At 75.5% G+C, this 5094-nt stretch carries 5 protein-coding genes; 2 read left to right on the forward strand and 3 right to left on the reverse strand.

Annotation, left to right across the window (positions count from 1 at the left end):
- The 3 genes from VGR37_04290 to VGR37_04300 all read right to left on the reverse strand — a co-directional run.
- A partial coding sequence (locus tag VGR37_04290; GenBank protein HEV2146614.1) for a zf-HC2 domain-containing protein occupies positions 1–375 on the reverse strand: 375 nt, incomplete at its 3' end.
- Positions 372–857, reverse strand: a complete 486-nt coding sequence (locus VGR37_04295) for a sigma-70 family RNA polymerase sigma factor (GenBank protein HEV2146615.1) — start codon at positions 855–857, stop codon at positions 372–374. The genes VGR37_04290 and VGR37_04295, both read right to left, overlap by 4 nt.
- Before the next feature lie 293 nt (positions 858–1150).
- Complete coding sequence (locus VGR37_04300; protein ID HEV2146616.1) at positions 1151–1729, reverse strand: hypothetical protein; 579 nt, start codon at positions 1727–1729, stop codon at positions 1151–1153.
- Between the two features lie 216 nt (positions 1730–1945).
- On the opposite strand from VGR37_04300, the gene VGR37_04305 reads away from it, so the two are divergent.
- Positions 1946–4486, forward strand: a complete 2541-nt coding sequence (locus tag VGR37_04305) for a TonB-dependent receptor (GenBank protein ID HEV2146617.1) — start codon at positions 1946–1948, stop codon at positions 4484–4486.
- A gap of 4 nt (positions 4487–4490) precedes the next feature.
- A complete protein-coding gene (locus VGR37_04310) occupies positions 4491–5003 on the forward strand; it encodes a sigma-70 family RNA polymerase sigma factor (protein ID HEV2146618.1) in 513 nt (170 codons plus the stop codon).
- Positions 5004–5094: the final 91 nt, after the last annotated feature.

Genomic DNA, 5094 nt, shown 5'->3' on the forward strand with positions numbered 1-5094 from the left:
GGCCGGGGCGGCGGCGTCCTCTGCCCAGAGCTCCTCCAGCCAGTCGCGGAGCGGCGAGCCCGGGACCGTGGCGGACGCCACCGTGGCGACTCCCAGGACAAGCGCGGCGGCGCGACGCAGCACCTGGCCGCCGTCCACGCCCACCCACCGCCGCCAGCGCCGCCGCGAGACCGCGTGGTACGCGCGCTCCAGGGCGGCGGGGCGGTCCAGGAGCCCGAGCGCGGCCGTGAACTCCGTGGAGGCGGCGCGCAGCCGGTCCGCCTCGGCGCGGCAGGCGGCGCACCCGTCCAGGTGCCGCTCCACCTCCGCGCGCTCCGCGCGGGACAGCTCGCCGTCGAGCAGCGCCTGGATGCTTCCCTCGGCCGTGTGGCTCATTCCCCTGGCTCCACCGTCTGGTACGCCTGCGTGAACCTGCGGAGGGCGCGCGCCAGCAGCGTCCCCACCGAGCCGGGCGCAGTCCCCGTGGCCCGGGCGATCTCCGCGTACGAGAATCCTTCCTCGCGCATCAGCAGCATCTCGCGGTCGCGCGCGGAGAGCCGTCCCAGCGCCTCGCGCACACCGGTGATCCGCGCTTCGTGCTCCGTCCCCGCGTCGGGCGCGGGGAGCGGGGACGGCGCCACCGGCTCCGCCGCCAGGATCCGCTCCCGCCGCGCCGCCTTCCGCGCCCCGTCGCGCACCAGGTTGGTGGCGACGGTGAAGAGCCAGACGCGCACCCCGTCCCCCGCGACCCGGTGCCCCAGCAGCCTCACGAAGGACTCCTGGGCCACGTCCTCCGCCGCGTCCGCGTCCCCCGTCAGGCGGTGGACGTAGCGGAAGAGCGGCGGGTACAGGCTGCGGAAGGTCTGGTCGAAGTCCACGGGCGGGCGGTAGGGTCCGGATCGGGCGGCTGGAGGAGGAACGCGCGGCGGGCCGGGTTTGTGACAGGGAGCGCGAAAGTGCGAAAGTGCGGGAGTACGAAAGTGCGGAACGGCGCCCCCACCGGGATCTCCCCGCGGGGCGCCGTTGCGTGAGGGATGCGAGCCCGTCAGGGGCGAGACCCCGCGGCTGTTTGCGGGGGCTCGACTCCGTTAGCCAGCGTCGTTTGCTGGCTTACGGAGCCGCAGCCTGACCCCCGCGAGAGCGGGGGGCACGCCCGAACCCGCCGTAATCCCTAGAACCGCAGGCTCACTCCGACGGTGGTCTCGGCGCCGAGGGCCGGACCGTTCCCCTGCTGCTCGTCGTAGCGGAGCCGGACCTCGGCGCGGGCGCCCAGGCGCTCCGTGAGCGGCACGCGCACCCCGGCCGGAAACTCGGTGGTGGTGTACAGGAACCGGTGCCCGCCCGAGGGGTCCATGCGGAGGTAGAGCCCGCTGGCGATCCCCACGTAGGGACGGACCGGACCCAGCGGCGCCTCGGCCTGCACGCCGACCGTGGCCGTCGCCAGGCTGGTGGTCGCCCGGGAGAAGACGGGCTGGGAGGAGGAATAGTCACCGATCTCCACCTCGCCGCGGGCGAAGGAGAGGCCGGCCTCGGCCAGGAAGTGGCGGGAGAGCCGCTGGTCCAGGCGCGCGGCGGCGATCCCGAAGGTGGTGGACTCGTTGATGTCGGATCCGAAGCCGCCCACCATGAGCGAGACGGCGCGCTTCGGAATGCCCTCGCGGACGGCCGGGGCCTGGGCGGAGGCGGCCGCCGGAACGGCGGCGAAGAGCGCCACGAGGGCTGCGGAGCGGGCGATACGGAAGAAGGACATGGGTACCTTTTTGTCGGTTGCTGGTGCAGGATCGGCTGCCGTGAGCGGCCGGGCGGGCGGGTCCCGCTCCGGCCGTTCGCAATGGAATGCACCACCCCGGCGGCTTCTGACACACGCGCTCGGTGGAGGCCCGCCGTCAGAACCGCGGCCGCCCGCGCATTGAACGACAGCAACGCCTCCGGGCGTACACCACGAACGCGACCCGTACGAACGAAGATGGACAGCTCCACAGCACACCGCCGACGCTCCGGACTGCGGCCCCTCGCGCTCCTCCTGGCGTGGATGGCCGCCGGGGCCGTTGCGCCCGCGGCCGGGGCGCAGGAGCGCCCCCGGACGGAGCGGGCGTCCGTGGAGGGGACGGTGGTCGACGCGTACAGCCAGATCCCGCTCGCGGACGCTTCGGTCGTGCTGGAGCCGCGCTCGGCGGGCGCGCTCCCCACGCCCGGGCGGGCCCTGGTGCAGGCGACCCGCACCGCCCGCACGGACGCGGCCGGGCGCTACCGCTTCACCGGCGTGCCCGCGGGGGACTACCGCCTTCACGTGGAGCGGCTGGGCTACCGCACCGCCACGGTGGACGTGGACCTGCGCGGCGCGCCGGAGTCGCGGGTGTCGGTGGGGCTGGACGTGGAGCCTGTGGCGCTGCAGCCGGTGGAGGTGACCGTCCCCGCCGTGGACCCGGCGGAGCCGTACGGCCGGACCAGCGCGGCGGGGCGCGACCCGCGCACCGCGGGGCGGCGGCGGGTGGAGGTGGAGCGGGCGCGGCAGGAGCGCTACCTCGCCAGCGACGTGCGCGCCGTGACGCACGCGGACGTGGCGGAGGGGATCACCCTGGGGGAGACGGACCTGTTCCGCGCGCTGCAGCGGCTCCCGGGGGTGAGCGCGGGCGACGAGTACAGCGCGGAGCTGTGGACCCGCGGCGCGCCGTGGGACCAGACCCGCGTGCACCTGGACGGGCTCCCCCTCTTCAACCCGGTGCACGCCCTGGGGGGCTTCTCCGGGGTGAACCCGGACGCGGTGGGGGCCGCGTTCCTGCACCCGGGGGTGCAGCCCGCGTCGCTGGGAGGCGGGGCCGCCGGGATCCTGGACGTGCGCACCCGCCCGGGAGGCGGGACGGGGGAGCTGCGGGGGCTGGGCGAGCTTTCCGTGGTGAGCGCGCGGGGGGCGCTGGACCGGAGCACGGACGACGGCCGCCAGGCCTGGATGCTGGCGGGGCGGCGCACCTACCTGGACCTGGCGACCGGGGCCGCCGAGGCGATCCTCGGAAGCGACCGGACCTACCACCTCCCCTACCGCTTCTCCGACGTCGCCGGGCGGTGGGACCGGCAGCTCGGGGACGGGAGCGCCCTGGAGGTCAGCGGGCTCCTGGAGCTGGACCGCATCTCCAGCACCAACCCGCGGCTGCTGGACCGCATCTCCGCCGAATGGGGCGGGGGGATGTCCCGCGCCACCCTCCAGAACCGCTTCGGCGGGGTGCGGGCGCGGCACACGGTGGGATTCAGCGGCCTCTTCTCCTCGCTGCGCGGGCAGAACGAGGACCGGTACCCGGTGGATCCGGGGAACATCGACTACCGCCCGGCCATCGTGCCCGCCTCGGGGGGGATCCTGTACACGCTGTTCCGAGGCGAGCTGGAGCCCGCCACCGACCCCGCCCCCGCCCCGTGGCAGGCCGGGTACGAGCTGGTGCACCAGCGGGTGCGCTTCCGGGGTCCCCGCCCCCTTCCCCTCGCCCTGATCGACCCCGCCGGCTCCCCGGTGGACCGCGACCACGAGCTGAGCTACGGCGCCCTCTGGGGGAGCCGCCGCTGGACGCCCACGGCCTCGCTCACGGTCACCACCGGACTGCGCGCCGAGGCCGGCGACGCGGTGCGGAACGGGGGCGGGCTCCGCCTGGCCCCCCGGCTCGCGGCGCGCCTACAGGCGGCCCCGGGCCTGTCGCTCTCGGCCGCGGTGGGGAGGTCGTTCCAGTACGTGCAGGCGCTCACTCCCTCGGGCGCGCCGGTGGACGAGGGCTTCCGCTCGGACTACCTGTGGGTGCTGGCGGGGGACACCGTCCCGGTGGCCCGTGCCGACGTGGCGACGCTCGGAGCGGAGCACTGGCTGGGCGCGGGGTGGCTGGGCTCCGTGACGGGGTACCTGCGCCGCACCACCGGCGTGGCGTTGCCGGACCCCACCCCGGGGCTGCTGCGGGAGCGCCCCCTCTTCGTGGCGGGGGTCAACGATGCCCGCGGGGTGGAGCTCTCCCTCCGGCGGCTGACCGGCCCCTGGACGGCTTCGGCCGCGTACAGCTACGGCGTCTCGGAGATGGAGGCGGCGGGACGGCGCTTCCCCGCTCCGTGGGACCAGCGTCACGTGCTTGACCTGACGGGGATGGTGCAGGTCAGCCGCCGCTGGCAGGTGGGTGCGGCGTACACCGCCGCGGGCGGCACCCCGTACACGGAGACTTTCCAGGGGAGGGTGCGGTGCCGCCGCCAGGGGGACTGCGAGTGGGCGGAGGAGCCGTGGGCGGGCGAGCCCGGCGCGCGGCGGCTCCCGGCGTACCAGAGCCTGGACCTCCTGGCGGAGTGGAGCCGCAGCTTCCGTCGATGGGAGCTGGGCGTGTTCCTGCAGATCCACAACGCGCTGAACCAGAACAACCCGGGGCGCTACAAGGGCTTCGGGGGCGAGTACTGCATGCCCGAGTGCCACGGCTTCGCGCAGGACGAGTTCACCGCGGGGCTCCCGGCGTTCCTGGTGTTCGGCTTCCGGGCGGCGTTCTGAGCCCATGGACGTCGCCCGGCTCTTCGCGGAGCACCACGCCGCCCTGTTCCGCTACCTGGCGCGCCTGACCGGCGACGCCGACGCGGCCGCCGACGCGGCGCAGGAGGCGTTCGTCCGCATGGTGGAGAGGCCGCCGAGGCCGGGGGAGGTCCGGGCCTGGCTCTTCCGCGTGGGGACCAACGCCGCGCTGGAGTCGGCGCGGACCCGGACCCGCAGGCTCCGCCTGCTGGACGCGAGGCCGGAGCGCGCGCCGATGGGGGACGCCCCGCCCACCCCGGACGAGGCGCTGGACCGGGAGGAGCGGCGGCGGCGGGTGCAGACCGCCCTGGCGACGCTGCCGGAGCGGGACCGGCGGATCCTGCTGATGCGGGAAGAGGGCTTCAGCCACCGCGAGATCGCGGAGGCGGTGGGGACCACCACTGGATCCGTGGGGACGATGATCGCGCGGGCGCTGGACCGGCTGGCCGCCGTGCTTCCACTGGACGAGGACGACGAAGATGCCGACATCGCTGGCTGAAGGACACCTGGAAGACGGCGACCTCGTCCGCCTGCTGGACGGCGAGCTGGACGCCGCCGAGCGCGCCCGCGCGGAGGCGCACGCCGCCGCC

The organism is Longimicrobiaceae bacterium (genome assembly GCA_035936415.1).
Lineage (GTDB): Bacteria > Gemmatimonadota > Gemmatimonadetes > Longimicrobiales > Longimicrobiaceae > JAFAYN01.